The sequence below is a fragment of the Streptomyces sp. NPDC059695 genome (assembly GCF_042733785.1).
GTDB lineage: Bacteria > Actinomycetota > Actinomycetes > Streptomycetales > Streptomycetaceae > Streptomyces.
This window is the reverse complement of the sequence record NZ_JBHWFF010000002.1, coordinates 370,481-397,372: the sequence shown is the minus strand read 5'-3', so window position 1 is coordinate 397,372 and position 26,892 is coordinate 370,481. Positions and strand designations below refer to the sequence as shown.

General features: G+C 72.3%; 21 protein-coding genes. 14 read left to right on the top strand and 7 right to left on the bottom strand.

The genetic code is table 11. The features are described from left to right. The first annotated feature begins 148 nt into the window (after positions 1-148). Positions 149-1,831, top strand: a complete 1,683-nt coding sequence (locus tag ACFV2S_RS04345; protein WP_385554105.1) for a thiamine pyrophosphate-binding protein — start codon at positions 149-151, stop codon at positions 1,829-1,831. 24 nt (positions 1,832-1,855) lie between these two features. Here the strand turns inward: ACFV2S_RS04345 and ACFV2S_RS04340 are convergent, their stop codons facing one another. Then, the gene (locus tag ACFV2S_RS04340; RefSeq protein ID WP_385554103.1) at positions 1,856-2,227 is read right to left on the bottom strand and encodes a hypothetical protein; all 372 of its coding nucleotides are present in this window, start codon (positions 2,225-2,227) and stop codon (positions 1,856-1,858) included. Positions 2,228-2,395: 168 nt separating this feature from the next. Between ACFV2S_RS04340 and ACFV2S_RS04335 the strand changes: the two genes are divergently transcribed. From ACFV2S_RS04335 to ACFV2S_RS04320, 4 genes are all read left to right on the top strand, one after another. Beyond that, complete coding sequence (locus ACFV2S_RS04335; RefSeq protein ID WP_385554101.1) at positions 2,396-6,127, top strand: ABC transporter ATP-binding protein; 3,732 nt, start codon at positions 2,396-2,398, stop codon at positions 6,125-6,127. 142 nt (positions 6,128-6,269) lie between these two features. Beyond that, positions 6,270-6,602, top strand: a complete 333-nt coding sequence (locus ACFV2S_RS04330; RefSeq protein WP_385554099.1) for a hypothetical protein — start codon at positions 6,270-6,272, stop codon at positions 6,600-6,602. A gap of 79 nt (positions 6,603-6,681) precedes the next feature. Next, positions 6,682-7,086, top strand: a complete 405-nt coding sequence (locus tag ACFV2S_RS04325) for a hypothetical protein (protein ID WP_385554097.1) — start codon at positions 6,682-6,684, stop codon at positions 7,084-7,086. A 99-nt stretch (positions 7,087-7,185) separates the two neighbouring features. Next, on the top strand, positions 7,186-8,637 hold the full coding sequence (locus ACFV2S_RS04320) for an aminopeptidase (RefSeq protein ID WP_385554095.1): 1,452 nt from the start codon (positions 7,186-7,188) through the stop codon (positions 8,635-8,637). Positions 8,638-8,898: 261 nt separating this feature from the next. On the opposite strand, the gene ACFV2S_RS04315 is transcribed toward ACFV2S_RS04320, so the two are convergent. After that, positions 8,899-10,722 (bottom strand): glycoside hydrolase family 3 protein, encoded by a 1,824-nt coding sequence (locus ACFV2S_RS04315; protein WP_385554093.1) that lies wholly within the window; start codon positions 10,720-10,722, stop codon positions 8,899-8,901. A gap of 112 nt (positions 10,723-10,834) precedes the next feature. Then, positions 10,835-11,746, bottom strand: coding sequence for a LysR family transcriptional regulator (locus ACFV2S_RS04310; protein ID WP_385554091.1), 912 nt, complete (start codon positions 11,744-11,746; stop codon positions 10,835-10,837). A 100-nt stretch (positions 11,747-11,846) separates the two neighbouring features. Here ACFV2S_RS04310 and ACFV2S_RS04305 point away from each other — a divergent pair, with 100 nt between their 5' ends. Both ACFV2S_RS04305 and ACFV2S_RS04300 read left to right on the top strand, forming a co-directional pair. Then, on the top strand, positions 11,847-12,800 hold the full coding sequence (locus ACFV2S_RS04305; RefSeq protein ID WP_385554089.1) for an EamA family transporter: 954 nt from the start codon (positions 11,847-11,849) through the stop codon (positions 12,798-12,800). Continuing rightward, positions 12,797-13,360, top strand: a complete 564-nt coding sequence (locus ACFV2S_RS04300; protein WP_385554087.1) for an AAA family ATPase — start codon at positions 12,797-12,799, stop codon at positions 13,358-13,360. The genes ACFV2S_RS04305 and ACFV2S_RS04300 overlap by 4 nt, the downstream gene beginning before the upstream one ends. Before the next feature lies 1 nt (position 13,361). Here the strand turns inward: ACFV2S_RS04300 and ACFV2S_RS04295 are convergent, their stop codons facing one another. Both ACFV2S_RS04295 and ACFV2S_RS04290 read right to left on the bottom strand, forming a co-directional pair. Next, positions 13,362-13,928, bottom strand: a complete 567-nt coding sequence (locus tag ACFV2S_RS04295) for a Uma2 family endonuclease (protein WP_385554085.1) — start codon at positions 13,926-13,928, stop codon at positions 13,362-13,364. Positions 13,929-13,969: 41 nt separating this feature from the next. Then, on the bottom strand, positions 13,970-15,016 hold the full coding sequence (locus tag ACFV2S_RS04290; RefSeq protein ID WP_385554083.1) for a LacI family DNA-binding transcriptional regulator: 1,047 nt from the start codon (positions 15,014-15,016) through the stop codon (positions 13,970-13,972). 114 nt (positions 15,017-15,130) lie between these two features. Here ACFV2S_RS04290 and ACFV2S_RS04285 point away from each other — a divergent pair, with 114 nt between their 5' ends. From ACFV2S_RS04285 to ACFV2S_RS04255, 7 genes are all read left to right on the top strand, one after another. Continuing rightward, the gene (locus tag ACFV2S_RS04285) at positions 15,131-16,282 is read left to right on the top strand and encodes a Gfo/Idh/MocA family protein (protein ID WP_385554081.1); all 1,152 of its coding nucleotides are present in this window, start codon (positions 15,131-15,133) and stop codon (positions 16,280-16,282) included. Further along, complete coding sequence (locus ACFV2S_RS04280; protein ID WP_385554079.1) at positions 16,279-17,433, top strand: dihydrodipicolinate synthase family protein; 1,155 nt, start codon at positions 16,279-16,281, stop codon at positions 17,431-17,433. Before ACFV2S_RS04285 ends, ACFV2S_RS04280 begins: the two co-directional genes overlap by 4 nt. A 26-nt stretch (positions 17,434-17,459) precedes the next feature. After that, positions 17,460-18,233 carry a sugar phosphate isomerase/epimerase family protein gene (locus ACFV2S_RS04275; protein ID WP_385554380.1) on the top strand — a complete coding sequence of 258 codons (774 nt, stop codon included), beginning with the start codon at positions 17,460-17,462 and terminating at the stop codon, positions 18,231-18,233. Positions 18,234-18,310: 77 nt separating this feature from the next. Continuing rightward, on the top strand, positions 18,311-18,484 hold the full coding sequence (locus ACFV2S_RS04270; RefSeq protein WP_385554077.1) for a hypothetical protein: 174 nt from the start codon (positions 18,311-18,313) through the stop codon (positions 18,482-18,484). Between the two features lie 37 nt (positions 18,485-18,521). Further along, the gene (locus ACFV2S_RS04265) at positions 18,522-19,739 is read left to right on the top strand and encodes an RNA-guided endonuclease InsQ/TnpB family protein (protein WP_385554075.1); all 1,218 of its coding nucleotides are present in this window, start codon (positions 18,522-18,524) and stop codon (positions 19,737-19,739) included. A gap of 468 nt (positions 19,740-20,207) precedes the next feature. Next, positions 20,208-22,403 (top strand): ATP-dependent RecD-like DNA helicase, encoded by a 2,196-nt coding sequence (locus tag ACFV2S_RS04260; RefSeq protein ID WP_385554073.1) that lies wholly within the window; start codon positions 20,208-20,210, stop codon positions 22,401-22,403. A gap of 179 nt (positions 22,404-22,582) precedes the next feature. Next, the gene (locus ACFV2S_RS04255) at positions 22,583-23,872 is read left to right on the top strand and encodes a citrate synthase (RefSeq protein WP_383795367.1); all 1,290 of its coding nucleotides are present in this window, start codon (positions 22,583-22,585) and stop codon (positions 23,870-23,872) included. 352 nt (positions 23,873-24,224) lie between these two features. Here ACFV2S_RS04255 and ACFV2S_RS04250 read toward each other — a convergent pair whose 3' ends face one another. Further along, positions 24,225-26,435: a heavy metal translocating P-type ATPase gene (locus ACFV2S_RS04250; RefSeq protein WP_385554071.1), complete on the bottom strand. Its 2,211-nt coding sequence runs from the start codon at positions 26,433-26,435 to the stop codon at positions 24,225-24,227. A gap of 71 nt (positions 26,436-26,506) precedes the next feature. After that, positions 26,507-26,731, bottom strand: a complete 225-nt coding sequence (locus tag ACFV2S_RS04245; RefSeq protein WP_369144332.1) for a heavy-metal-associated domain-containing protein — start codon at positions 26,729-26,731, stop codon at positions 26,507-26,509. Between the last annotated feature and the right edge of the window lie 161 nt (positions 26,732-26,892).

Sequence of the window (26,892 nt, the reverse complement as noted above, 5' to 3'; positions counted from 1 at the left end):
TCACCGATTAACCCTACTCCATCACCTACGCCCCCCCTACATCCGGGGGGCCCCCCCCCCGCCCGCCCCCCGGGGGGGGGGGCGCCCCCGCCCCCCCCCCCCCCGGCCACCGGGCCGCACCCGACCGACAAGCCAGCCAAGGGATCTCATGACCCACGACCACGACCTCGTGCTCCGGCCCACCGCGGCCCAGACGGATGCGGCCCTCAACCCGCCCCCGGGCCGCAACGGCGGCGACCTCGTCGTCGAGACCCTCACCGGCCTCGGCGCCACCACCGTCTTCGGCCTCCCCGGCCAGCACGCCCTCGGCATGTTCGACGCCCTGCGCCGCTCGGCCCTGCGGTACGTCGGCCTGCGCGTCGAGAACAACGCGGGCTTCGCCGCCGACGCCTACGGCCGGGTCACCGGCGAGGCCGCCCCGCTGCTGCTCTCCACCGGCCCCGGCGCGCTCATGTCGCTCGCCGCGCTCCAGGAGGCGGCCGCCGCCTCCGCACCCGTCCTCGCGATCGGCAGCCAGATCCCGGTCGCCGGGCTCGGCGGCGGGCGGCACGGCTACCTCCACGAGCTCCGCGACCAGCAGGCCTCCTTCCGCGACGTCGTGAAGTCCGTCCACACGGTCCGCACGCAGTCCCAGATCCCGTCCGCGATCGCCGCGGCCTGGGAGTCGGCGCTCACCGCCCCGCACGGGCCGGTCTGGGTGGAGATCCCGCAGGACGTGCTCCTCGCCGAGACCACCCTGCCCGTGGTCACCGCCATGGACGCGACGCCCGAGGAGGTCGTCCCGCGCCCCGAGCTGACGGCGGTCGCCGCGCACCTCCTGGCGAACGCCGAGCGGCCCGCGATCATCGCCGGCGGCGGTGTCGTCCGCTCCGACGCCTCGGGCAAGCTCCTGGCGCTCGCGGAGAGGATCGACGCCCCCGTCGTCACCACCTTCGGCGGCAAGGGCGCCTTCCCCTGGGAGCACCCGCTCTCGCTCCAGTCCTGGCTGGAGGACCGGCACACCACGGACTTCCTGGAGGACGCCGACGTCCTCCTCGTCATCGGCTCGGGCCTCGGCGAGCTGTCCTCGAACTACCACACGTTCGCCCCGCGCGGCCGGGTGATCCAGATCGAGGCCGACGCGGGCAAGCTGGAGTCCAACCACCCGGCGCTCGGCATCCACGCGGACGCCCGGCTCGCGCTCCAGGCGCTCCTGGAGACCGTCGCGGAGCGCACCGACCCGGCCGCCCCCGAGCGGGTCTCGGCGGTCCTCGGCAAGGTGCGCGAGCGGATCGCCGCGCAGGACCTCGGCCTGGAGCAGCGGATCGTCGCGGCGGTGCGGGAGGCGCTCCCGGACCGGGCGCCGAGCTTCTGGGACATGACGATCCTGGCGTACTGGGCCTGGTCGGCCTTCGACGCGCGGCACCCGAACACGATGCACTCCGCCCAGGGCGCCGGCGGCCTCGGCTACGGCTTCCCCGCCGCCCTCGGCGCGGCCGCCGCCGACCCCTCGCAGCCGGTCCTCGCGGTCTCCGGCGACGGCGGCGCGATGTACTCCATCGCGGAACTGGCGACGGCGAAGCAGTACGGACTCGACGTGACGTGGCTGATCGTCGACGACGGGGGCTACGGGATCCTGCGGGAGTACATGACGGGCGCGTTCGGCGAGGCCACCGCCACCGAGCTCACCCGCCCCGACTTCGTCGCCCTGTCCGAGTCCTTCGGCGTCCCGGCCGCCCTGACGACCCCGGAGACCCTGGCGGCGGACCTGGCGAAGGCCCTCGCCACCCCGGGCCCGTCGGTGGTCGTCCTCCCGGCCCTCCTGCGGATGTTCGAGCCGACGCACCTGTGACGGGAGGGCCCGCGAGGGCCCCGCTCAGTCGACCAGCCCCTCCCAGGCCTTCCGGTACTCGGCGTGCTGGGCCTCGTACCCGAGGCGGAACTGCTCCGCCTCGGGTGTGACGTTCTTGCGGTCCATGGTCCGCGGGGGCAGCAGCCGCGCCACGTCCGCGAAGGCCGTCGCCACCGCCTCGGCGACGGGCCCGCCCCGCTGCCGGGCGGCGAGGACGTCGAGGCCCGCGGTCCTCAGGAAGCCCTCGAACACCGACCGCGGCCGGCTCGCCGTGTCCTCCAGCTCCCGGTCCGTCGCCGGGACCACCCGGCCGGCCGAGGCCAGCCCCCGCACCACCCGCAACGCCGCGTACAGCCGCCCCCACTGGTACGGCTTCCCGTCCTCGACCTTCCCCACGGACCTCCCCTTCCACCCGACCGTGTCAGGGGCCTCCTACCCAGAACCGGGGCCATCCGTGCGGGCGACCGGTCCTGGGCCCGAAGGCCCGTATTTGTTGCGGCGGGATGAAATCGCACGTCGGCCGTGTTGGGCCTTCCGGTAGAGCAGGACGGATGGGAGGCCCTCGTGGCGGTCGGGGAGAAACAGCAGGGCTGGGCGCGCAGGCTGGCCGGGTACGCGTGGCGGTACAGGACGAACACCCTGCTCGCGCTCGGGTCCTCCCTCGTCGGCATGGCCGTGCTCGCGCTCGTGCCGCTCGTCACCAAGGTGATCATCGACGACGTCATCGGGACGAAGACCCGGAGCCTCGGGGTCTGGACCGGACTGCTCGTCGGCGCCGCGGTCCTCGTCTACGCCCTCACCTACGTCCGCCGCTACTACGGCGGACGTCTCGCCCTCGACGTCCAGCACGACCTGCGCATCGACATGTACGGCACCGTCACCCGGCTCGACGGGCGGCGGCAGGACGAGCTGTCCACCGGGCAGGTCGTCGGGCGGGCCACCAGCGACCTCCAGCTGATCCAGGGCCTGCTGTTCATGCTCCCGATGACCGTCGGGAACGTCCTGCTGTTCCTCATCTCGCTGGCCGTCATGGCCTGGCTGTCGATCCCGCTCACCCTCGTCGCGCTCGCCGTGGCCCCCGCCCTCTGGTGGATCGCCAAGCGCAGCCGCACCCGGCTCCACCCCGCCACCTGGCACGCCCAGCAGCAGGCCGCCGTCGTCGCCGGGGTCGTCGACGGGGCCGTGACCGGCGTCCGGGTCGTCAAGGGCTTCGGCCAGGAGGACCAGGAGACCGGCAAGATCCGCGAGGCCGGCCGGAAGCTCTTCGCCGGCCGCCTCCGGACGATCCGGCTGAACTCCAGGTACACCCCAGCCCTCCAGGCCGTCCCCGCCCTCGGCCAGGTCGCGGTCCTCGCGCTCGGCGGCTGGCTCGCCTACCGGGGCCAGATCACCCTCGGCACCTTCGTCGCCTTCTCCTCCTACCTGGCCTCCCTCGTCGGCCCGGTCCGCATGCTCGCCATGGTCCTCACCGTCGGCCAGCAGGCCCGCGCCGGCGTCGAGCGGGTCTTCGACCTCATCGACACCGAGCCGGTCATCGAGGACGGCACCAAGGAGCTGCCCGCCGACGCGCCCGCCACCGTCGAGTTCGACGACGTGTCCTTCGGGTACGAGGACGCCTCCGGCAGGATCAAGCCCGTGCTGGACGGCTTCTCCCTGGAGATCCGGTCCGGCGAGACCGTCGCCGTCGTCGGCGCGTCCGGCTCCGGCAAGTCCACCGTCTCCCTCCTCCTGCCCCGCTTCTACGACGTCACCCACGGCGCCGTCCTCGTCGGCGGGCACGACGTCCGCGAGCTCACCCTCGACTCCCTGCGCGCCGCCGTGGGCCTCGTCCCCGAGGACTCGTTCCTCTTCTCCGACACGATCTCCGCCAACATCGCGTACGGCGTCCCCGACGCCACCCGCGAGCAGATCGAGAACGCCGCCCGCGCCGCCCAGGCGGACCGTTTCATCACCGAGCTGCCCGACGGGTACGACACCAAGGTCGGCGAGCACGGCCTGACCCTCTCCGGCGGCCAGCGCCAGCGCGTCGCCCTCGCCCGCGCGATCCTCACCGACCCCCGGCTGCTCCTCCTCGACGACGCCACCTCCGCCGTCGACGCCAAGGTCGAGCACGAGATCCACGAGGCCCTGAAGTCGGTGATGGCGGGCCGTACGACCCTGCTCATCGCGCACCGCCGCTCCACCCTCGGCCTCGCCGACCGCATCGCGGTCCTGGAGGACGGCCGCCTCGCCGACATCGGCACCCACGCGGAGCTGGAGCGGCGCTCCCCGCTCTTCCGGCGGCTCCTCACCGACCCCGAGGAGCTCGGCGCCGTCTCGCCCGGCCACCTCACCCCGGCGGAGCTCCCCGAGGACCGGACGCTGCGGGCCGAACTGGACGCCGAGTTCGACGCCGAGCGGGGCATCACCCCCACCCTGTGGGCCCGGGACGAGACCACCGGCCGCGAGGCCCCCGCGCCCGGAGCGACCCCCGAGCTGCTCGCCGCCGTCGAGGCCCTGCCCCCGGCCACCGACACCCCCGACATCGACGAGGCCCGGGCCGTGTCGCCCGAGGACGCCTACGGCCTGCGCCGGCTGCTCCGCGGCTTCGGCGCCCCGCTGCTCATCAGCCTCGGCCTGGTCGCCCTCGACGCGGGCGCCGGTCTGCTGCTCCCGGTCCTGATCCGGCACGGCATCGACGAGGGCGTGAACCGCCTCGCGATCGGCGCCGTCTGGGCGGCCTCCGCGCTCGCCCTGGTCACCGTCCTGGTCCAGTGGGTCGCGCAGACCGCCGAGACCCGGATGACCGGCCGCACCGGCGAGCGGGTCCTGTACGCGCTGCGGCTGAAGATCTTCTCCCAGCTCCAGCGCCTCGGCCTCGACTACTACGAGCGCGAGCTGACCGGCCGGATCATGACCCGGATGACGACGGACGTGGACGCCCTGTCGACCTTCCTCCAGACGGGCCTGGTCACCGCCTTCGTCTCGGTCGTCACCTTCTTCGGGATCATGGTCGCGCTGCTCGTGCTCGACCTCCAGCTCGCCCTGGTCGTCTTCGCGACCCTGCCGGTCCTCGCCGTCGCCACGTACTACTTCCGCCGCTCCAGCGTGAAGGCGTACGAGCTGGCGCGCGAGCGGATCAGCGTCGTCAACGCCGACCTCCAGGAGTCGGTCTCCGGTCTCCGGATCGTGCAGGCCTTCCGCCGCGAGAACGCGGGCGTGGCCCGGTTCGCGGAGCGCAGCGACTCGTACCGCGAGGCACGCGTCCGGGGGCAGTGGCTGATCTCGGTCTACTTCCCGTTCGTGACCCTGCTGTCCTCGGCCGCGGCCGCCGCCGTCATGATCGTCGGCGCGAACCGCATCGAGGCCGGCACCCTCACCACCGGCGCGCTCGTCGCCTACCTGCTCTACATCGACCTCTTCTTCGCGCCCGTGCAGCAGCTCTCGCAGGTCTTCGACGGCTACCAGCAGGCCGCCGTCTCGCTCAAGCGCATGCAGGAGCTCCTCCAGGAGCCGACGTCGACGGCCACCGCCGACGCGCCCCTGGACGTCCTCTCGCTGCGCGGCGAGATCGCCTTCGAGGACGTGTCCTTCGCGTACGGGGCCGAGGAGGAGGCGCTGACCGGGATCGACCTGCGCATCCCCGCCGGGCAGACCGTCGCCTTCGTCGGCGAGACCGGCGCCGGCAAGTCCACGCTGGTCAAGCTGGTCGCCCGGTTCTACGACCCGACGGGCGGCCGGGTCACCGCCGACGGCACCGACCTGCGGGACCTCGACCTCACCGCGTACCGCCACCGGCTCGGCGTGGTCCCGCAGGAGGCGTACCTCTTCGCCGGGACGATCCGCGACGCCATCGCGTACGGCCGCCCGGAGGCGACCGACGCCGCGGTCGAGGCGGCGGCCCGCGCGGTGGGCGCGCACGACATGATCGCCACGCTCGACGGCGGCTACCTCCACGAGGTCGCCGAGCGCGGCCGGAACCTCTCCGCCGGACAGCGCCAGCTGATCGCGCTGGCCCGCGCCGAGCTCGTCGACCCGGACGTGCTGCTGCTCGACGAGGCCACCGCCGCCCTCGACCTGGCCACCGAGGCCCAGGTCAACGCGGCCACGGACCGCCTCGCGGGCCGCCGCACGACCCTCGTCGTCGCCCACCGGCTGACGACGGCCGCGCGCGCCGACCGCGTGGTCGTCATGGACCACGGGCGGGTCGTGGAGGACGGCACCCACGACGAGCTCCTCGCCCTGGGCGGCCGGTACGCGACGCTGTGGAACACCTTCATCGGGGAGGCGGAGCCGGAGCCGGTCCGACTGATCTGAGCGAGCCGAGCGAGCCGTGAGATCCGAGAGATCCGAGAGACCTGCGAGATCTGAGCGATCTGAGCGATCTGAGTACGGGGATCCGCCGGGGTGAGTATCCCGGCGGATCCCCGCTCGTCGTCCCGCGGGCTTGGATCGGGGCATGAGCCACGACCTTCCCGCCGCCGTCCCGCCCGCCGCCGAGGGGCGGCGCCTGCGGCGGCTGTCCCTGACCGGGGCCGGTCTGCTGGTGCCGGCGACCGTGCTCGCCGGCATCGTCGCCCTCAGCTCCGAGAACGCCGGGCGCTGCCTCACGTACGGGGAGAACTGCGGCTCCACCCCCGGCGCCGCCTTTCCCGTGAGCCTCGCCGTGGCCGCCGTGGCCTTCGCGATCGCCCAGGGCGCGGACCGCACCGGCGTCCGGAAGGCCGCGCTCTGGACCCAGCTCGGCGCCGAGGCGGCCTTCCTGATGCTGGTCATGACGGTCTTCGCATGACGGGAGACATGCGGAGGCAACCATTCCGGCCCGGCATGCGTCGTACGGCCGTACGACGATTCGCCCGGGAGGGGACCCCATGACCACAGACACCGGCACGGTCCGGACCCTCGCCCGCGTCCTCGTCCCGCTCCTCGCCGCCCTCGCGCTGCTCCTCCTCCCCGGACCCGGGCCCGGCGGCGGGACCGCCGACGCCGCCTCCGTCTGCCACGGCCGGCCCACCCGCACGGTCACCTTCGCCACCGGGGAGCTGCGCCTCTACCGGACCCGCCAGTACGTCTGCGCCGTCACCGTCGCGGAACGGCCCGGCCCCCGTCGCCCGATGGCGGTCTCGCTCCAGCCGCGCGGCGCCCGTCCCGTGGTCCGGTCGGGACGCTTCGACCGGCAGGCGGGCCCGGTGACCGTCCACGCGCTCAACCGCTGCGTCCGGGCGGGCGGTTCGGTGGCGGGCCGGGGGACGGCGACCGGCTGGATCCTGTGCTGATGCGCAGGAAAGTCCAAGGGTAAGGATCAACTGGGTCTGGCGGTCCCCACGTTGTCCCCGCTAGGTTCGCGACACCGTTGTGAACCAAGGGGAGGGTGAATGCGCAAGTCGCTGAGATGGGCGCTGTCGCTTTCGGTGCTCATAGGCACCGTCGGGTCGACCGGTGTGGCTACCGCCGCGGACACGGAGACCGGCAGCGCGACCGTCGTCGACTCGCAGAGCACGAGCACCGACATCAAGGACCGCATCCTGGCGATCCCCGGGATGAGCCTGATCGAGGAGAAGCCGTACGCCGGCTACCGCTACTTCGTCCTGGAGTACGTGCAGCCGATCGACCACCACCGCCCGTGGGCGGGCACGTTCAAGCAGCGGATCTCGATCCTCCACAAGGACACGAGCCGCCCCACCGTCTTCCGCACCAGCGGCTACGGCCTGTCCACGACGCCGAGCCGGACCGAGCCGACGCGGATCATCGACGGCAACCAGGTCTCCATGGAGTACCGCTTCTTCACGCCGTCCCGCCCCCAGCCCGCCGACTGGTCCAAGCTGAACATCTGGCAGGCCGCCAGCGACCAGCACCGGATCTTCACGGCGCTGAAGGGCATCTACGGCCAGAAGTGGCTGTCCACCGGCGCCTCGAAGGGCGGCATGACCGCCACGTACTACGAGCGCTTCTACCCGCGCGACATGGACGGCGTCGTCGCGTACGTGGCCCCGAACGACGTGGTCAACAAGGAGGACTCGGCCTACGACCGGTTCTTCGAGACCGTCGGCACCAAGGACTGCCGCGACCGCCTGAACAACATGCAGCGCGAGGCGCTCGTCCGGCGCGAGCCGCTGGAGAAGAAGTACAAGGCCTGGGCCGAGTCCGAGGGCGCCACCTTCAACACGGTCGGCTCGCTCGACAAGGCGTACGAGGCCGTCGTCCTCGACTTCGTGTGGGGCTTCTGGCAGTACTACGGCCAGGACGTCTGCGACCAGATCCCGGACGCGGCGACCGCGAGCGACGACGCCGTCTACGAGACGATCGACGCGTACTCCGGCTGGTCCGCCTACACCGACCAGGGCCTGGAGTACTACACGCCGTACTACTACCAGGCGGCGACCGAGCTCGGCTCGCCCACCATCAAGCAGCCGCACCTCAAGGGCCTGAGCCGCTACGGCTACCAGCCGGCCAGCAGCTTCGTGCCGCGCGAGATCCCCATGAAGTTCAAGCCGCAGGCCATGCGGGACGTCGACGACTGGGTCCGCAAGAACGCGAACCACATGCTCTTCGTCTACGGCGGCAACGACCCGTGGGGCTCGGAGAAGTTCCGCCTCGGCAAGGGCGCGCGCGACAGCTACGTGTACGTGGCGCCGGGCGCCAACCACGGCGCGACCGTCGCGGGACTCGTCGACGCGGAGCGCGAGAACGCCACGGCGCGCATCCTGGCCTGGGCGGGAGTCCCGGCCCCGGCGGTGGACGCGGCGAAGCCGCTGGCGCGGTTCGACGCGCGTCTGGACAAGGGCGCCGACGAGGACGCCACCCGCGAACACGGCCTGAGGCCGTAACGCCCCCCGTTGTGGGCAATCGTTCCGCTGGGGCGGAACGGGTGGGCACAACGGAACGGCGCCCTTGCCGGCGCCAGAGGCTGTAGCGCCTGGACCCGCACCACTTCGTGCGCCGCACTGGCGGTGCGGGTCCAGGCACAGGGAGCGGAGGCGCCGCACAGGGCGCCGTCCCGTGTGCCCACCCGTCCCGCCCCTGCGGGACGATTGCCCACACGGGCAGCGGGCGACGGGCCACACGGGGGTGGGCACCGCCCCAGGCCGTCAGCGGTCGTACGTCAGCCCGTACCCCACCGGATACAGCACCTTCGTCGGGTCCGTCGCGGACTGGACCGGGACCGGGAGCCGGCCCCGGGGCCGGGCGCGTCCGGCCAGGACCCGGACGGCGGCCCGGAGTTCGACGTCGGTCCAGGAGTACGCGGCGAGCGCCGCGCGCTGCCCGTCGAGCCGGGCGACGTCGTACGGGTTGCGGATCGCGACCGTCACGACGGGCACCCCGGTCGCGGCGAGCCGCGCGACGAGCGTGCGCTGAGGGCTGGTCGCGGACACGTTGTACGTGCCGACGAGCACCACGTCCCTCCCGGCCGCCGCCGCCACCGCCTCCTCGATCTTCGCCGCCGTCGGCGTGATCCCGGTGGACAGCGCGGTCGCGCGGAAGCCCAGCTCCGTCAGGGCCGTCGCGAGCGTCGCCGTCGGCGGTCCGGTCGTACCGGACGGCGAGGCGGGGTCGGCGCCGACGACGAGGACCGAGCCGTGGGTGGCCGGGCTCAGCGGCAGGAGGCCGCCCTCGTTGAGCAGCAGGGTCGTGGTCGCCTCGGCGATGCGGTCGGCGTGGGCGAGGTGCGCCTCGCTGCCGACGATCCGGTCGACGGCCGCCCGGGTCGTGTACGCCCGCCGGAAGAGCCCCAGCTTCGCCTTGAGCCGCAGGATCCGCAGGATCGATTCGTCGAGCCGGGCCTCCGTCAGTTCGCCGTTCTCGACGGCCTTCAGGACCGCGTGCCAGGCCACGTCGAGCTTCGGCGGGTTGAGGAGCTGGTCCACCCCCGCCTTCAGGGCGAGGACCGGGACGCGCTCGTCCCCGTACTTGGTGCGGACGCCCTCCATGCCGAGGGCGTCCGTGACCACCACGCCGTCGTAGCCGAGCTGTTCGCGGAGGATCCCGGTGAGGATGGGGCGGGAGAGCGTCGCCGGGTCCTCGCTGGGGTCGAGCGCCGGGACCACGATGTGCGCGGTCATGATCGAGTCGATCCCGGCGGCGATCGCCGACCGGAACGGCGGCGCGTCGAGCTCCGCCCACTGCTCCCGGGTGTGGGTGATCGTCGGCAGGCCGTAGTGGCTGTCGACGGCGGTGTCGCCGTGCCCCGGGAAGTGCTTGGAGGTGGCCGCGACCCCGGCCCGCTGGTACCCCTTCACCTGGGCGGCGACGAGTCCGGCGACGGCCTGCGGGTCGGAGCCGAAGGAGCGGACCCCGATGACCGGGTTGGCGGGGTTGACGTTGACGTCGGCGACCGGCGCGTAGTTCTGCCGGATGCCGACGGCGGCGAGCTCCTCGCCCGCGATCTGCGCGGCCTTGCGGGCGTCCGCGTGCGAGCCGCCGGCGCCGAGGGCCATCGCCCCGGGCAGCAGGGTGGCGGGTTCGCCGACCCGGCAGACGATGCCGTGCTCCTGGTCGGTGGAGATGAGCACCGGGACCGGGGTGGGCTGCTGGAGCGCGGCCTGCTGGATGCCGTTGGAGAGCGCGGCGATCTGCTGCGGGTCGCGGGTGTTGTGGGCCCAGGAGAAGTAGATGATCCCGCCGACGTGGTAGCGCTCGACGAGCTCGGCGGCCGTGCGGACGCCGATCTCCGAGAGGTTGGCGTCGATGTCGGCCTGGTCGGGGGCGGTGGCGGAGTGGCCGTAGACCCGCATCACGAAGAGCTGGCCGACCTTCTCCTCCAGCGACATCCGGTCGATGGTCCGCCGGAGCCTCCGGTCGTCCGTCTCGGCGTGGGCCGCGGGGGAGGTGACGCCGGTGACGGCCGCCGCGGCGGCTGCGGCGGTCACCGTGAGGAGGGTGCGTCGGGAGGGGGCGGGGGCGCGGTGGTGCACTGATGCTCCTTCCGGCCGTGCAGGATTGAAGGAAACTTCCAAGGAGTCACGGATAGCCCGAAAGTAACTGCCAGGTCAAGGATCCGCGCAGGAATCGTTCCCGTGCGGATCCTCAGCCGGCCGAGGCGATCGAGGGCCAGAGCTCCTGGAGCGTACGGACCGTCTCGCGGATCGCCGGGCGCCGCGCCGCACCGGTCCGCCACATGGCGTGCAGGCGGCGCGTCGGCACCGGGTCCAGCCGCACCGGCACCACCTCCGGCGGCAGCACCCCGCGCCCCAGGCGCGGGACCAGCGCGATCCCCAGACCGGCCGCCACCAGGGCCACCTGCGTGTGGTTCTCCTCCGCCTGATGGACGATCAGCGGCTCGTACCCCGTCGCCCGCAGCGTCCGCGTCAGCCAGTCGTGGCAGACCGTCCCCGGCGGCTGCGAGATCCACCGCTCCGCCGCCAGCTCCTCCCGCCGCACCGACTCCCGTGCCGCCAGCGGATGGCCGCGGTGGACGAGGATGTCGCACAGGTCGTCGCCGATCGCCACCTGCTCGACCCCCGGCGGCGCCGGCAGCGGCGCGATGTCCCAGTCGTGCGCCACCGCCAGGTCGATCGCCCCCCGCGCCACCAGGTCGACCGAGAGGTGCGGGTCCAGCTCGGAGAGGCGGGCGTCGAGCTCCGGGTGGAGCCGGGCCAGCTCGGCGAGCACCCGGGGCATCAGCCCCCGCGCCGCGCTGGCGAAGCAGCCGATCGCCAGCCGCCCCGCCGGTCGGCCGCGCCGCTCCTCCAGCCGTACCTCCGCCTCCTCGACGAGCGCCAGCAACGTGCCTGCGGTGGCGGCCAGTTGCTGGGCGTCGTCGGTGAGCCGGATGCCCCGCCCGCTGCGTTCGAGCAGGGTCGTACGGGTCTCCCGCTCCAGCTTCGCGATCTGCTGCGAGACCGCGGACGGGGTGTAGCCGAGGGCGGTCGCGGCGGCGCCGACACTGCCGTGGACGGCGACGGCGTGCAGCGCGCGCAGACGGCCGAGGTCCAGCACGGGCACCTCCTGAGGGACGCGGGGATGTAGCAGTGCTTCATCCCACCATGAAGAGACCTGTGCTGGTGCTGAACGGTCGGTGCCGGAGATGCTCGACCGCATGCAGTCCGCACGCCTCGCCCCCGCCCATGTCGCCCTCGCCGCCCTCGTCGCCGCCGTCTGGGGCGTCAACTTCGTCGTCATCGAGATCGGTCTCGGCCACTTCCCGCCGCTGCTGTTCTCCGCCCTCCGCTTCCTCGTCGCCGCCCTGCCGGCGGTGTTCCTCGTCGGCCGCCCGAAGGTCGCCTGGAAGTGGATCGTGGGGGTCGGACTCGTCCTCGGCGTGGCCAAGTTCGGCCTGCTCTTCACCGGGATGGACCTCGGTGCCCCGGCCGGCCTCTCCTCCCTCGTCCTCCAGGTCCAGGCCGTCTTCACGGCCCTCTTCGCCTTCACGGTCCTCGGCGAACGCCCCCGCCGGATCCAGGCGCTCGGGATGGCGGTCGCCCTCGCGGGCATCGGCGTCGCCGCCGCCGACGAGGGCGGCTCGGGCCCGCTGACGGCCTTCGCCCTGGTCATCGCGGCGGCGGCCTGCTGGGGCGTCTCCAACGTCCTCACCCGCAAGGCCGCCCCGCCCGACGCGCTCAACTTCATGGTCTGGGTCAGCACCGTCCCGGTCCTCCCGCTGCTGGCCCTCTCCCTCCTCCTGGAGGGGCCCGAGCGCGACCTCGCGGCCCTGCGCGGGCTCGACTGGACGGGCGCCGGCGTCATCGTCTACGTCGCCTGGATCACGACCGTCTTCGGCTTCGGAGCCTGGGGCTGGCTGCTCCGCCGTCACCCCGCCTCCTCCGTCGCCCCCTTCTCCCTCCTCGTCCCCGTCTTCGGCATGTCGTCGGCCGCCCTGTTCCTCGGCGAGCCGGTGACCCCGCTCCGTTGGTGCGCGGCGGCGCTGCTGGTCGGGGGAGTGGCGCTGACGTCCCTCGCGCCGGGCCGCGTCCCGGGACGGAATCCCGTGGCGCGCGCCGAGCCCGCGACCCTATCGTTGCCCCTTCCCGCCGGCGAGGAAAGGCCCGCATGACCTTCGAGCACATCACCGTCGACACCCCCGAACCCGCCCCCGGCACCCTCCTGCTGGCGGGCATCCCGGGCAGCGGCAAGTCCACGGTCGCGGCGGCCCTCGCGGCGCGCTTCGCCCGCGCCGCGCACATCGAGGTCGACCACCTCCAGGAGCTGATCGTCCGGGGCGGCCACTGGCCGAGCCCGGACGGCGACCCCGAGGCGGACCGGCAGATCCTGCTGCGGGCCCGCAACGGCTGCCTGCTCGCGGACAGCTTCGCCGCGGCGGGCTTCCTGCCGGTCCTCGACGACGTGGTCGTACGCCGCTCCCACCTGGACTTCTACCGCGCCCACACGAAGGCGGGCCCGCTCCACGTGGTGATCCTGGCCCCGGGCCCGGACAAGGCCTGGGAGCGCAACAACGCCCGCCACAAGAAGCTCACGACGAACTGGGCCTTCCTGGACGAGGCCATGCGTGAGGAACTCACGGGCGAGGGCGTCTGGATCGACAACGCGGACCAGACGATCGAGGAGACGGTCGACGCGGTCCTCACGGCGACGGGCCTGACGCCGGAGGAGTGAGTCAGCCCTCGGAGCGGGGGAAGCCGTCGGTCTTCACGGTGATCTCCCGCCCTTCGAGCGGCAGGACCAGGTCCTCGCCGAAGGGGATCTGTTCCTGGTCGGCGTAGGCGCCGGTGCGGGTCGGGTGGCTGTGGACGGTGCAGACGTTCTCGGACGGGTCGATGATCACGTAGAGCGGGATCCCGCACTCGGCGTACATCCGGAACTTCTTCTCGAAATCGTTGTCCCGCGTGCTGAGCGAGGCGATCTCCAGCACGGCTTCCAGGCTGTGCCACTCGAAGCGCCCGCGCTTGTTCCGCTCCGATCCGGGGGCGATGACGGCCAGGTCCGGGGCGTAGCCGTAGAGGCTCGACGGGAAGTCGATCATGACGTCCGAGAGGATCTCGCCGTGCCCGGCGAGCTGCTGCTCGATCTGGGGGGCGGCCCGCAGGATCACCTTCCACTGCTGCTCACCCTGCGGGGTCATGATGATCTTTCCGTCCGTGATCTCGACGCGGTAGCCGTTGGGCAGGGGGACGCCGTCCAGGACGTCCCAGGCGCTGGAAAGGTCCATCAGTATGGTCGTCATCCGATCCTCCGTGTGGCGCTCGTCACCACGATAGCGGGCGGCTACCCCCGCGGCCGCGCCGTCGACCCCCGTACCACCAGTTCCCCCGGCACCGTCTCCAGGCCGCCCGCCGCGGGTTCCTCCGCGCCCATGGCCAGCCGGCCCGCCCGTACGCCCGCCTCGTGGAGCGGGAGCCGGACCGTCGTGAGGGCCGGGACCGCGTCCACCGAGAACGGGAGGTCGTCGAAGCCCGCGACCGACATGTCGTCCGGGAGGGAGAGGCCCCGTTCCCGCAGGGCCGCGCAGACGCCGAGCGCCACCGTGTCGTTGGCCGCGACGACCGCCGTGAGGTGCGGGTCGCGGGCGAGCAGCTCGGCCGTCGCCGCATGGCCGGAGGCGCGGTCGTACGGCCCGTGGACCGTCGGCCCCTCGGCCACCCCCGCCGCCGCGAGCGCGTCCCGGTGGCCCTCCAGGCGGTGCCGGGTGGTCGTGCGGTCGGCCGGGCCCGCCACGTAACCGATCCGCCGGTGGCCGAGGTCCAGCAGGTGCTCGGTGAGCAGCCGTCCGCCGGCCCGGTTGCCGAAGACCAGCGCCGCCGTGCTCGCGTCGCCGGGGACCGGCGGCCGCCCGCACAGCACCACCCGGGTCCCCGCCTCCGCCAGCCGGGTCAGCTTGCCGGCCGTCGCCGCGAGGTGCTCCGGGTCCTCCAGGGAGCCGCCCATGAGGATCACGGCCGCGGCCCGCTGCCGCTGGAGCAGCGTGAGGTAGGTCAGCTCGCGCTCGGGGGAGCCGCCGGTGTTGCAGACGACGGCCAGTTTCTCGCCCCCGCCGCGCCCCGTGGCGCGCTCCCCGATCGCGCTCTGCGCCGCGCTCGCCATGATCCCGAAGAAGGGGTCGGCGATGTCGTTGACGAGGACGCCGACCAGGTCGGAGGTGGCGGCGGCGAGGGAGCTCGCGGGGCCGTTGAGGACGTAGTCCAGCTCGTCCACGGCGCGCAGCACCCGCTCCCGGGTCGACGCGGCGACCGGGTAGTTGCCGTTCAGGACGCGGGAGACGGTGGCGGGGGAGACCCGTGCGCGGGCGGCCACGTCCGCCAGGGTGACGGTCATCGCGTGCGTACCTCCAGGGCCCTTGTCGGCGGCGATGTCGGCAGGCTAGCGTCCTCCTCGATAGAAAGCGCTTTCTTTCGGGAGGGCGCGGAGCATCGGGGAGAGGAACCCTTCGTGACACGCAGGACAGTCCGCATCGCCATGAACGGCGTCACCGGGCGCATGGGACACCGCCAGCACCTCGTCCGCTCGATCCTCGCCCTGCGCGAACAGGGCGGCCTCGACCTCGGCGACGGCGAGGTCCTCTGGCCCGAGCCCGTCCTCGTCGGCCGCCGCGAGCACGCCCTGCGCGCCCTCGCCGAGCGCCACGGCCTCACCGAGTGGTCCACCGACCTCGACGCCGTCCTCGCCGACGACGGCATCGACGTCTACTTCGACGCCCAGGTCACCTCGGCCCGCGTCGGGGCCCTCACCAAGGCCATCGAGGCCGGCAAGCACGTCTACACCGAGAAGCCCACCGCCGCCGATGCCGCAGGCGCCCTCGCCCTCGCGCGCCTCGCCCGCGACAAGGGCGTCAAGCACGGCGTCGTCCAGGACAAGCTCTTCCTCCCCGGCCTGCTCAAGCTCAAGCGCCTCATCGACGGCGGCTTCTTCGGCGAGATCCTGTCCGTGCGAGGCGAGTTCGGCTACTGGGTCTTCGAGGGCGACTGGCAGGACGCCCAGCGCCCCAGCTGGAACTACCGCGCGGAGGACGGCGGCGGCATCGTCGTCGACATGTTCCCGCACTGGGAGTACGTGCTCCACGAGCTCTTCGGCCGGGTCACGAGCGTCACCGCGCACGTCGCCACGCACGTCCCGCGGCGCTGGGACGAGCAGGGCAAGCCGTACGACGCCACCGCCGACGACGCCGCGTACGGCATCTTCCAGCTGGAGGGCGGGGCCGTCGCCCAGATCAACTCCTCCTGGGCGGTCCGCGTCCACCGCGACGAGCTCGTCGAGTTCCAGGTCGACGGCACCCACGGCTCCGCCGTCGCCGGACTGCGCGACTGCCGCGTCCAGCACCGCTCGGCCACCCCCAAGCCGGTCTGGAACCCGGACATCCCGGCGACCGAACCCTTCCGCGACCAGTGGCAGGAGGTCCCCGACAACGCCGCGTTCGACAACGGCTTCAAGGCCCAGTGGGAGCTGTTCCTCCGGCACGTCGTCCTGGACGAGCCGTACCACTGGGACCTCCTCGCCGGGGCCCGCGGCGTCCAGCTCGCCGAGCTGGGCCTGAGGTCCGCCGCCGAGGGCCGCCGCCTCGACGTCCCGGAGGTGACCCTGTGACGATCCGGCTGCCCTCCCCGGACGGCTCCACGCGCGCGTACGAGCCCCGCGCCGAACCGCTCGCGTTCACCGCGGCCGGCCCGCCGGCCTCCCGCACGGTCTTCTCCGCCGCGCACGTCGTCGCCGACCCGTACGCAGACACCACCCCCGGCGCCCCGGCCGCCGTCGACTGGGACGCCACGCTCGCCTTCCGCCGCCACCTGTGGTCGCACGGCCTCGGGGTCGCCGAGGCCATGGACACCGCCCAGCGGGGGATGGGTCTGGACTGGGCGGGGGCGGCCGAACTGATCCGCCGCAGCGCGGCGGAGGCGCGCGGCGTCGGCGGCCGCATCGTCTGCGGCGTCGGCACCGACCAGCTCACCGGACCGGCCGGCCTTCCGGAGATCCGCGCGGCCTACGAGGAGCAGCTCGCGGTCGTCGAGGCGTCCGGAGCGCAGGCCGTCGTCATGGCCTCCCGCGCCCTCGCCGCCGCCGCGCGCGGCCCCGAGGACTACCTCGACCTCTACGGTCACCTGCTCCGGCAGGCGAGCGAACCCGTCGTCCTGCACTGGCTCGGCCCGATGTTCGACCCGGCGCTCAACGGCTACTGGGGCTCGGCCGACCTCGACGCGGCCACCGGGACGTTCCTCGACGTGATCGCGGCCCACCCCGACAAGGTCGACGGCATCAAGGTCTCGCTCCTCGACGCCCGGCGCGAGGTCGAGCTGCGCCGCCGCCTCCCGGAGGGCGTCCGCTGCTACACGGGTGACGACTTCCACTACCCGGAGCTGATCGCGGGCGACGAACAGGGCTTCAGCCACGCCCTGCTGGGCATCTTCGACCCGCTGGGACCGCTGGCGGCGGAGGCCGTGCGGATCCTCGACACGGGCGACGTGGACGGCTTCCGCAGGACGCTCGACCCCACGGTCGCGCTCTCCCGGCACCTGTTCCAGCCGCCCACCCGCTTCTACAAGACGGGGGTGGTCCTCCTCGCCTGGCTGGCCGGGCACCAGGACCACTTCACGATGGTCGGCGGCCTGCAGTCCGCCCGCTCGCTCCCGCACCTGGCCCGCGCCTACGAACTCGCCGACGGCCTCGGCCTGTTCCCGGACCCGGCCCGGGCGGAGTCCCGGATGCGCGCCCTCCTCACCGTCCACGGAGTCCCGCAGTGAACGCCGACCGCTTCAGCATCAACCAGATGACCGTGAAACAGCTGAGCCTGCCCGAACTGGTCGGGCACTGCCTCCGCCTGGGCGTCCCGGGCGTCGGCCTGTGGCGCGAACCGGTCAGGGAGTACGGGATCGAGGCCGCGGCCGCCCTCGTCCGGGACGCGGGCCTCGCCGTCACGACCCTCTGCAGGGGCGGCTTCTTCACCTCGGACGGCTGGGAGGAGGAGAACCGCGCGGCGATCGACGAGGCCGTGGCGCTCGGCACCGACACCCTCGTCCTGGTCTCGGGCGGCCTCACCCCGGCCTTCCCGGACCTGCCGTCCGCGCGGGCCCGCATCGCGGAGGCGATCGGCACCCTGGCGCCCTACGCGGGCGAGCGCGGGGTCCGCCTGGCCATCGAGCCCCTCCACCCGATGTACGCCTCCGACCGGTGTGCCGTCTCGACCCTGGACCAGGCCCTGGAGATCGCGGAGCGCTTCCCCGCCGAGCAGGTGGGCGTCACGGTCGACACGTACCACCTGTGGTGGGACGACCGGGCCCCGGCGGCGGTGGAACGGGCGGGCGCGGCGGGCCGCATCCACTCCTTCCAGCTCGCCGACTGGACGACCCCGCTCCCGGCGGGCGTCCTCAACGGCCGGGGCCGGCTGGGCACGGGGGCGATCGACCTCCGCGCCTGGGCGGACCTGGTGGAGGAGGCGGGCTACACGGGCCCGGTCGAGGTGGAGCTCTTCAACGACGAACTGTGGGCGAGGGACGGCGCCGAGGTCCTGGAGGAGACGCTGGAGAGCTTCCAGGTGGTCTGACCCGCTGAGCGGGTGGTCCTCACCCTCACGCGCCCGGAGCGTCCGTGCGGGGGCCCCGGGTGCCTACCTTGCTGTCCGTGACGGCAGACGAGGAGGGTCCCCGGCGGCGCGGGCGGCGCGCGGCGTTCCTGAGCCACCCGGGGTGGGCGTGCATCGGCGGCATCGTCGCCGTCCTCGGGATCGTCCTCGCCCTCGTCTTCGGCAAAGTGCGCGTGAAGAAGGCACAGTGCCGACCAGCACGGATGTTCTGATGGTCAGTCACAATCCGGCGTCAGTAGGGTGATCGGTGTGCAGTTGAGGTACAGCTTCCGCGTGTACCCGAACGGTCCTCAGCGCTCAGCACTGGCCAGGGCGTTCGGGTGTGTGCGGGTGGTCTACAACGATGCGCTTCGCGCTCGTGAGGCCGCCCGCGCCGCAGGCGAGGCGTTCCCGAAGATCGGAGACCTGTCCAAGCTGCTGATCACCGAGGCTAAGCTCACCGAAGAGCGCACATGGCTCGGAGAGGTGTCCGCAGTCGTCCTCCAGCAGTCCCTCCGGGACCTGGACACCGCATACCGGAACTTCTTCGACGGCCTCAAGGGCAAGCGCCCGCGCATGGGCGCGCCCCGGTTCAAAACCCGCAAGGACAACCGGCAGGCCCTACGGTTCACAGCGAACGCCCGGTGGAAGATCACGACCGGTGGGGACCTGTCCCTGCCGAAGATCGGCGACGTGCGGGTCAAGTGGTCCCGTAACCTCCCCTCCGTGCCGTCCACGGTAACCGTCATCAAAGACGCTGCCGGGAGATACTTCGCGTCCTTCGTCGTGGAGACCGCCCCCGAGCGGCTGCCCGACGTGGCATCCGCCGTCGGCATCGACCTTGGCCTCGGGCACTTTGCGGTCCTCTCCGACGGCACGAAGATCGACGCCCCGCGCTTCTTGCGCCGGGCCGAGAAGAAACTGAAGAGGGAACAGCGCCGCCTGTCCCGCAAGGCCAAGGGGTCGAAGAACAGGGACAAGGCCCGCACCAGGGTCGCCCGTGCTCATGCGCGGGTGGCCGACGCACGGCGCGACTTCCACCACCAGCTCTCGACGAGGATCATTCGCGACAACCAAGCGATTGCCGTTGAGGACCTGGCGGTGAAGGGGCTCGCCCGTACGCGCCTGGCCAAGTCCGTCCACGACGCGGGGTGGTCCGCGTTCGTGACGATGCTGGAGTACAAGGCCGCGAAGTTCGGCCGCGGCTTCCTCCGCATCGGACGCTTCGAGCCGACCTCCCAGGTCTGCTCGCAGTGCGGCGTCAAGGACGGCCCCAAGCCCCTGCACATCCGCGTGTGGGAATGCGGGGCATGCGGGGCCGTCCTCGACCGGGACATCAACGCAGCGGTCAACATCGCCAAGGCCGCCGGACTGGCGGTGTCAGCCTGTGGAGCGCAGGTAGGACCGGGACTCGTCCCGGCACAGCGCGGCGAAGCAGGAACCCACCGAGACGGTCAGCCGACCGTGGTAGGAATCCCCGGGCTTTAGCCCGGGGAGCGGAAGTCAAGGTCGGTGCATGTCCAACGAGGATCGCGGTCCCGCAGTCCGGGCAGGTCGCGCTCCCGAAGGCGAAGGTCAGCATGTGTGCGACGTCGTGTTGGCCATCGGCGAACGCGATGTCGTGGAGACGTCGGCCGAGGCCTTCCAGGGCTGCGGGGCTCGTGCGTCGAAGCGGCCGGGTCTCGATGCTGTCGTCCGACCGTGCGTAGTCCTCGCTGGTGCAGAAGAACCCGCGTTCACCGAGGGTCTTCGGCGGAGCCGTAGGCGTGGCCGGGTTGCGGCCAATCTGTCATACAGGGGATCCCATCACACCTGTGGCTGCGAGAAACGACGAGACGGCCGCTCTGTCGGTGGCGGGCGATAGCCTCCCAGGTGTCGGAGGCGTAGGAAGCCAGGTGGGGCATGCCCGGTAGGGAAACCGAGTCGCAGCAAGGTAGCCGCCAGGGTGTTTGTGAAGTGACTGGGGTTCTGGAGCGGATCACCTATGCCAACGAGGAGAGCGGGTACACGGTCGCCCGGGTCGACACCGGGCGGGGCGCCGGGGACCTCCTCACCGTGGTCGGGGCGCTGCTCGGCGCGCAGCCGGGGGAGTCGGTGCGGATGGAGGGCCGCTGGGGCTCCCACCCGCAGTACGGCAGGCAGTTCCACGTGGACAACTACACGACGATCCTCCCCGCCACCATCCAGGGCATCCGGCGCTATCTCGGGTCCGGCCTGGTCAAGGGCATCGGGCCGGTCTTCGCCGACCGCATCACCCGGCACTTCGGGCTCGACACCCTCGACATCCTCGAAGAGGCCCCCGCGCGCCTGATCGAGGTCCCCGGACTCGGGCCGAAGCGCACGAAGAACATCACCGCGGCCTGGGAGGAGCAGAAGGCGATCAAGGAGGTGATGGTCTTCCTCCAGGGCGTGGGGGTGTCGACCTCGATCGCCGTGCGGATCTACAAGAAGTACGGGGACGCGTCGATCTCCGTCGTGCGCAACCAGCCCTACCGGCTCGCCACCGACGTGTGGGGCATCGGCTTCCTCACCGCGGACCGGATCGCCCAGGCCGTCGGCATTCCGCACGACAGTCCCGACCGGGTGAAGGCCGGCCTGCAGTACGCGCTGTCGCAGTCCGGCGACCAGGGGCACTGCTTCCTGCCGGAGGAGCGGCTGATCGCGGACGGCGTGAAGCTGCTCCAGGTCGACACGGGGCTCGTCATCGAGTGCCTCGCCGAGCTCGCGGACGATCCCGAGGGGGTCGTGCGGGAGGTCGTGCCCGGGCCCGGGGGGACGCCCGTCACCGCCGTCTACCTGATCCCCTTCCACCGGGCCGAGCTGTCCCTCGCCGGGCAGCTGCGACGGCTCCTGCGGACCGAGGAGGACCGGATGCCGGCCTTCCGGGACGTGGCCTGGGACAGGGCGCTGGCCTGGCTCGCGGACCGTACGGGGGCCTCGCTGGCGCCCGAGCAGGAGGAGGCCGTACGGCTCGCCCTGACCCGCAAGGTCGCCGTGCTCACCGGCGGCCCCGGCTGCGGCAAGTCCTTCACGGTCCGCTCGATCGTGGAGCTGGCCCGCGCCAGGAAGGCCAGGGTCGTGCTCGCCGCCCCCACCGGGCGGGCCGCGAAGCGGCTCGCCGAGCTGACCGGCGCCGAGGCCTCCACGGTGCACCGGCTCCTGGAGCTGAAGCCGGGCGGGGACGCGGCCTACGACCGGGACCGGCCGCTCGACGCCGACCTGATCGTCGTCGACGAGGCCTCCATGCTCGACCTGCTCCTGGCGAACAAGCTGGTCAAGGCGGTGGCACCGGGCGCCCATCTGCTGCTCGTGGGGGACGTCGACCAGCTTCCGTCGGTCGGCGCCGGTGAGGTCCTCGGCGATCTGCTGGCCCCCGGCAGCCCCGTACCGTCCGTGCGGCTGACCCGGATCTTCCGGCAGGCCAAGGAGTCCGGGGTGATCGTCAACGCGCACCGGATCAACGCCGGCACCCCGCCGCAGACACAGGGCCTGCCGGACTTCTTCCTCTTCGCCGAGGAGGAGACGGAGGACGCGGCCCGGGTCGCCGTGGAGGTCGCGGCCCGGCGGATTCCGGCCAAGTTCGGTCTCGACCCGCGCCGGGACGTCCAGGTCCTCGCCCCGATGCACCGGGGCCCGGCGGGCGCGGGCTCGCTCAACGGCCTGCTCCAGCAGGCCATCACCCCGGCCCGCCCGGACCTCCCGGAGAAGCGGTTCGGCGGCCGGGTCTTCCGGGTGGGCGACAAGGTGACCCAGATCCGGAACAACTACGAGAAGGGGGCCAACGGGGTCTTCAACGGCACGGTCGGCGTCGTCACGGCGCTGGACACCGTCGAGCAGCGGCTGACCGTGCGGACGGACGAGGACGAGGAGGTGCCCTACGACTTCGACGAGCTGGACGAACTCGCCCACGCGTACGCGGTCACCATCCACCGCTCGCAGGGCAGCGAGTATCCGGCGGTGGTGATCCCGGTCACCATGAGCGCCTGGATGATGCTTCAGCGGAACCTGCTCTACACGGCGGTGACCCGGGCCCGGAAGCTGGTCGTCCTCGTCGGTTCCCGGCGGGCGATCGCCCAGGCGGTCCGTACGGTCTCGGCGGGCAGGCGCTTTACCGCACTCGCCCACCGGCTCACAGGGGAGACCCTCGTGTGAAAGATCACGAGGGGCTACCGGAACCGGGGCGAAGGGGGCAGGATATGAAGGTTGGCGGCACTGAGTGCCGCCGAATGGCCCAATGAGCGACCCCGAGTGCACTCTCCTGAGCCAAATGGGGGATGGTAGAGACAGTCAGGGCACCTCGAAGAAGAGGCACTACGTCGGTGAGGGATGACGTGAGCGACAACTCTGTAGTACTGCGGTACGCGGACGGTGAATACACCTACCCGGTGGTCGAGAGCACCGTCGGCGACCAGGGCTTCGACATCGGCAAACTCCGAGCCCAGACCGGTCTGGTCACCCTGGACAGCGGATACGGCAACACCGCCGCCTATAAATCCGCCATCACCTACCTCGACGGTGAGCAGGGAATTCTGCGGTACCGCGGCTACCCCATCGAGCAGCTGGCCGAGCGCTCCACCTTCCTTGAGGTGGCGTACCTGCTGATCAACGGTGAGCTGCCCAAGGTCGACGAGCTGTCGACCTTCAAGAACGAGATCACGCAGCACACGCTGGTCCACGAGGACGTCAAGAACTTCTTCCGCGGCTTCCCGCGGGACGCCCACCCGATGGCGATGCTGTCCTCGGTGGTCTCCGCGCTGTCCACCTTCTACCAGGACAGCCACAACCCGTTCGACGAGGAGCAGCGCCACCTCTCCACGATCCGGCTGCTCGCCAAGCTGCCGACGATCGCGGCGTACGCGTACAAGAAGTCGATCGGCCACCCGTTCGTCTACCCGCGCAACGACCTCGGGTACGTCGAGAACTTCCTGCGCATGACCTTCTCGGTCCCGGCGCAGGAGTACGACCTGGACCCGGTCGTCGTCTCGGCGCTCGACAAGCTGCTGATCCTGCACGCGGACCACGAGCAGAACTGCTCGACCTCCACCGTGCGCCTGGTCGGCTCCTCGCAGGCGAACATGTTCGCCTCGATCTCCGCCGGCATCTCGGCCCTGTGGGGCCCCCTGCACGGTGGCGCCAACCAGTCGGTCCTGGAGATGCTGGAAGGCATCAAGGCCAACGGCGGCGATGTCGACTCCTTCATCCGCAAGGTGAAGAACAAGGAGGACGGCGTCCGCCTGATGGGCTTCGGCCACCGGGTGTACAAGTCCTTCGACCCGCGCGCCAAGATCATCAAGGCGGCGGCGCACGATGTCCTCTCGGCCCTCGGCAAGTCCGACGAGCTGCTCGACATCGCGCTCAAGCTGGAGGAGCACGCGCTCTCCGACGAGTACTTCGTCTCGCGCAACCTCTACCCGAACGTGGACTTCTACACGGGCCTGATCTACCGCGCCATGGGCTTCCCGACCGAGATGTTCACGGTCCTCTTCGCCCTCGGCCGCCTCCCGGGCTGGATCGCCCAGTGGCACGAGATGATCAAGGAGCCGGGTTCCCGCATCGGCCGTCCGCGCCAGATCTACACGGGTGAGGTCCTCCGCGACTTCGTCCCGGTCGAGGGTCGCTGACACCACCGGCCTCACGGGTCACACGAGCGAAAAGCGCCCCGCCACCGATCCCCCCACGGGTCGGCGAGCGGGGCGCTTTCCATATCCCGGTGCGGATTCCCCCCACGGGATCCGGGCCGGGCGTCCGGTGCGCGGTCTGCCGGGGTACGTACGGGAGGGCCGCTCAAAGCTCCCCGGTGCACGTGCCCCGGCCGCGCTTGCCTAGGGACGTCCCCCAAGACATCCCATGAACGTCCCCCAAGACGTTCTTGGCATCGCCCACTTAGACTCGCGAACAGCCCAGATGGTTACCCCCCAATATCTGTGATCTAGATCTCCTTGTGAAGGTCCTGTGCGTCACACGTAAGTGAATTCACGTGAACCGCCGGAGCCGAAGGCTGTTGGATACGACGAAGACGGACGAAAGGGCCATGGCCAGGCCGGCGATCATCGGGTTGAGGAGTCCGGCCGCCGCGAGGGGCAGCGCGGCGACGTTGTAGCCGAAGGCCCAGCCGAGGTTCCCCCGGATCGTCGCCAGGGTCCGCCGGGCCAGCCGGATGGCGTCCGCGGCGACCCGCAGATCGCCCCGGACCAGGGTCAGGTCGCTCGCCTCGATGGCCGCGTCGGTTCCCGTGCCCATCGCGATCCCGAGGTCGGCGCCGGCGAGCGCGGCGGCGTCGTTGACCCCGTCGCCCACCATCGCGACCGTGCGGCCCTCGGCGCGGAGCCGCCGGACCACCTCGGCCTTCTCCTCGGGCAGCACCTCCGCGATCACCTCGTCGATGCCCACCTCGCCCGCCACGGCCCGGGCCACCGCGCGGTGGTCCCCGGTGAGCAGGACCGGCCGCAGGCCCAGGGCGCGCAGCCGGGCGACCGCCTCGGCGCTGGTGTCCTTGACGGTGTCGGCGACGGTCAGGGTGCCCCGGGCGACCCCGTCCCAGGCGACGTGGACGGCACCGGGCCCGGTGGTCGCGGGCGCCTCGACGCCCTCGGCCTCCAGCAGGGCGGCGCGCCCGACCAGGACGAGCCGGCCGTCGACGGAGCCGCGCACGCCGAGCCCGGGCACGTTCTCGAAGGTCTTCGGGGTGGGGAGCTCCCCGCAGCGCTCGGCGGCGCCGGCCGCGATCGCGCGGGCGACCGGGTGCTCGGAGGAGTGCTCCAGGGCGCCCGCGAGCCGCAGCAGTTCGGTCTCGTCGGCCGGGTCCGTGCCGTACCGGCCGCCGTGCACGTGGACGCCGGTCAGCTTCATGCGGCCGGTGGTGACCGTCCCGGTCTTGTCGAGGACGACGGTGTCGACGCGGCGGGTGGACTCCAGGACCTCGGGTCCCTTGATGAGGATGCCGAGCTGGGCGCCGCGGCCGGTGCCGACCATGAGGGCGGTCGGGGTGGCGAGGCCCAGGGCGCAGGGGCAGGCGATGATCAGGACGGCGACGGCGGCGGTGAAGGAGGCGGTGACGTCGTCGGTCAGCAGGAGCCAGGTGACGAGGGTGCCGAGGGCGATGAGGAGCACCGCGGGGACGAAGACGGCGGAGATCCGGTCGGCGAGGCGCTGCGCCTCGGCCTTGCCGTTCTGGGCGTCCTCGACGAGCTTCGCGATCCGGGCGAGCTGGGTGTCGGAGCCCACGCGGCCGGCCTCGACGACGAGCCGGCCCGAGACGTTGACGCAGCCGCCGGTGACGGCGGAGCCGGGGGTGACGTCCAGGGGCAGCGACTCGCCGGTGAGCAGGGAGGCGTCGACGGCGGAGGAGCCCTCGGCGACGGTGCCGTCGGTGGCGATCTTCTCCCCGGGGCGGACGACGAAGAGGTCGCCGGTCCGCAGGTCGGTGACCGGGATCCGTACCTCCCGGCCCTCGCGCAGGACGGCGACGTCCTTGGCGCCGAGCTCCATCAGGGACCTCAGCGCGGCGCCCGCCTTCCGCTTGGCGCGGGCCTCCAGGTAGCGGCCGAGGAGGATGAAGGTGACGACGCCGGCGGCGACCTCCAGGTAGATCGAGGAGGAGGCGTGGGCGCGGTCGGCGGTGAGGTCGAAGCCGTGGCGCATGCCGGGCATGCCGGCGTCACCGAGGAAGAGCGCCCAGAGGGACCAGCCGTAGGCGGCGAGGGTGCCGACCGAGACGAGGGTGTCCATGGTGGCCGCGCCGTGCCGGAGGTTGGTCCAGGCGGCCCGGTGGAAGGGCAGCCCGCCCCAGACGACGACGGGGGAGGCGAGGGTGAGCGAGAGCCACTGCCAGTCGTCGAACTGGAGCGACGGGACCATGGCGAGCAGGACCACCGGCGCCGAGAGGAGCGCGGAGACGGTGAGCCGCTGCCGGAGGGAGGCGAGCTCGGGGTCCGCCGCCGTCTCCTCCTCCTGCTCCTCCGCCGGCGGAAGGGGTACGTCGGCGGTGTAGCCGGTCTTCACGACGGTGGCGATCAGCGCGTCGACGTCGACGTCCGGCGCGTGCTCGACGTGCGCCTTCTCCGTGGCGTAGTTGACGGTGGCGGTGACGCCGTCCATCCGGTTGAGCTTCTTCTCGATGCGGGCGGCGCAGGAGGCGCAGGTCATCCCGCCGATGGTCAGCTCGGTGACGGTGGTGCTTGGCATGCGTGATTCCCAACGGGAGCAGGGCCGTACCGGACAACGGTACGGCCCTGCGAAGCGTGTCCGGGAGGCGGTCAGACCAGCTCGTAGCCGGCCTCGTCCACGGCGGCCGCGACGGCCGCGTGGTCGAGGGGGGCGTCGGAGACGACGGTGACCTCGCCGGTCTTGGCGACGGCCGTGACCGAGGAGACGCCGGGGATCTCGGAGATCTCGCCGGAGACGGCACCCTCGCAGTGGCCGCAGGTCATGCCCTTGACCTGGTAGACGGTGGTGAGTTCGGTCTTCGTCTCTGCGGACATGGCGCTCTCCTCCTGGGGATTCAGGGTCTTACGATATCGAGACTATACCCCTAGGGGGTATAAATTCCACTCGGGCCGGGCTCCGGGCGGCGCGAGCGCCACGTCCCCCCGCCGAGGGGCCGTCCGACGGGCGCGTCGGGCCGGAGCCTATGGTAAACACC

Excerpts from the sequence above, each read along its gene's own strand:
- ACFV2S_RS04320 (WP_385554095.1), top strand. The coding sequence starts at position 7,186 with ATGCGCAAGTCGCTGAGATGGGCGCTGTCGCTTTCGGTGCTCATAGGC.
- ACFV2S_RS04245 (WP_369144332.1), bottom strand. The coding sequence starts at position 26,731 with ATGTCCGCAGAGACGAAGACCGAACTCACCACCGTCTACCAGGTCAAG.
- ACFV2S_RS04300 (WP_385554087.1), top strand. The coding sequence starts at position 12,797 with ATGACCTTCGAGCACATCACCGTCGACACCCCCGAACCCGCCCCCGGC.
- ACFV2S_RS04290 (WP_385554083.1), bottom strand. The coding sequence starts at position 15,016 with ATGACCGTCACCCTGGCGGACGTGGCCGCCCGCGCACGGGTCTCCCCC.
- ACFV2S_RS04345 (WP_385554105.1), top strand. The coding sequence starts at position 149 with ATGACCCACGACCACGACCTCGTGCTCCGGCCCACCGCGGCCCAGACG.
- ACFV2S_RS04305 (WP_385554089.1), top strand. The coding sequence starts at position 11,847 with ATGCAGTCCGCACGCCTCGCCCCCGCCCATGTCGCCCTCGCCGCCCTC.
- ACFV2S_RS04325 (WP_385554097.1), top strand. The coding sequence starts at position 6,682 with ATGACCACAGACACCGGCACGGTCCGGACCCTCGCCCGCGTCCTCGTC.
- ACFV2S_RS04330 (WP_385554099.1), top strand. The coding sequence starts at position 6,270 with ATGAGCCACGACCTTCCCGCCGCCGTCCCGCCCGCCGCCGAGGGGCGG.
- ACFV2S_RS04275 (WP_385554380.1), top strand. The coding sequence starts at position 17,460 with ATGACCGTGAAACAGCTGAGCCTGCCCGAACTGGTCGGGCACTGCCTC.
- ACFV2S_RS04295 (WP_385554085.1), bottom strand. The coding sequence starts at position 13,928 with ATGACGACCATACTGATGGACCTTTCCAGCGCCTGGGACGTCCTGGAC.
- ACFV2S_RS04250 (WP_385554071.1), bottom strand. The coding sequence starts at position 26,435 with ATGCCAAGCACCACCGTCACCGAGCTGACCATCGGCGGGATGACCTGC.